Below are 1,513 nucleotides of genomic sequence, written 5' to 3'. Positions count from 1 at the left end.
CCCGTGTCGCCAGAGCCGGATTACTCGGCGCCAGGTTGCTGGCACTGCTGGAAACGGTCGCAAACGCGCCCGCCGAAGGACGCGGATGGAACCACGCATCACCGACGAAATCCTGGGCGATCAGCGACGAGCCGCGGACTTTACCGGTAGCGTCATGCACCAGGCTGCCATTGGCCTGCTCGGGAAAGGCAACCTGCGCGACACCGGTGACCACCAGTGGATAGGCGACGCCGGTGATCAGGGTCATCAGCACCAGCAGGCTCAGGGCCGGACGTATCATTGTGGACATTGCAAAATCCTCGAATTCGTTGGGCAACTTGGGTGGAGTGTCAGGGAGACTTCTTCCCCCCTCACCCCAGCCCTCTCCCCCAAGGGGGCGAGGGGGAAAGGGAGCCGATTTCTGTATCGTTCAAGACCTGAATTCGGCTCGGTATTTCAGGTCGATGCAGCTTCCGTAATCACCTCGGTCGGTCCCCTCTCCCCTTGGGAGAGGGTCAGGGTGAGGGGCTGCGATATCAGCCTCACACCAGATGCAGCGCCGTGAGCAGCATGTCGATCGCCTTGATCCCCACGAACGGCACCAGAATCCCGCCCAGTCCGTAGATCAGCAGGTTGCGCCGCAACAACGCCGCCGCACTCGCCGCCTGCACCCGCACACCGCGCAGGGCCAACGGAATCAGCACGACAATGATCAAGGCGTTGAACACGATCGCCGAAAGAATCGCGCTCTGCGGACTGGTCAGGTGCATGATGTTCAGCACGCCCAGTTGCGGATAGATCGCCGCGAACAGCGCCGGCAGGATCGCGAAGTACTTGGCTACGTCGTTAGCGATGGAAAAGGTCGTCAGCGCGCCACGGGTCACCAGCAATTCCTTGCCGATCTGCACCACGTCCAGCAGCTTGGTCGGGTCGCTGTCGAGGTCGACCATGTTCGCCGCTTCGCGCGCCGCCTGGGTGCCATCGTTCATCGCCATGCCGACGTCAGCCTGGGCCAGCGCCGGGGCGTCGTTGGCGCCGTCGCCGCACATGGCGACCAGACGACCGTCGTTCTGTTCGTGACGGATGCGCGCCAGTTTTTTCTCCGGAGTGGCTTCGGCGAGCACGTCATCGACGCCTGCTTCAGCGGCGATGGCGGCAGCGGTCAACGGGTTGTCGCCGGTGACCATCACAGTGCGAATTCCCAGTTTGCGCAGCTCGGCGAAACGTTCGCGAATGCCTGGTTTGACCACGTCCTTGAGGTGGATCACACCAAGCAGTTTGCCGTCGACGCAGACCAGCAACGGGGTGCCGCCGCTCTGGGCGATCTTGTCGATTTCCCGCGACAGGGCCGGGGCCAGATCAGCGCGTTTTTGTCCGATGAAACTCAGCAGCGAATCCACCGCACCTTTGCGATAAACCCGGCCCTGATAGTCGACACCGGACAAACGGGTTTCGGCACTGAACGGTACGGCGGTCAGGGTATCCAGGGCCGGGTTTATCGCAAAGGTGCGGTGGATTCGCTGCTGAGTTTCAT

2 protein-coding genes are annotated in these 1,513 nt (G+C 62.3%); both read right to left on the bottom strand.

From position 1 onward, the window contains the following. Positions 1-289, bottom strand: a 289-nt coding sequence (locus DBR24_RS34405) for a potassium-transporting ATPase subunit C (protein WP_371921381.1), incomplete at its 3' end; no start/stop codon positions are given. Positions 290-521: 232 nt separating this feature from the next. Further along, the coding region (locus DBR24_RS29570) for an HAD-IC family P-type ATPase (RefSeq protein WP_128616466.1) at positions 522-1,513 on the bottom strand (992 nt) is incomplete at its 5' end.

Source organism: Pseudomonas sp. HMWF006, from assembly GCF_003061205.1.
Taxonomy (GTDB): Bacteria; Pseudomonadota; Gammaproteobacteria; order Pseudomonadales; family Pseudomonadaceae; genus Aquipseudomonas; species Aquipseudomonas monsensis.
The sequence above is the reverse complement of the archived record's forward strand: the minus strand, read 5'-3'. Positions and strand labels throughout refer to the sequence as shown.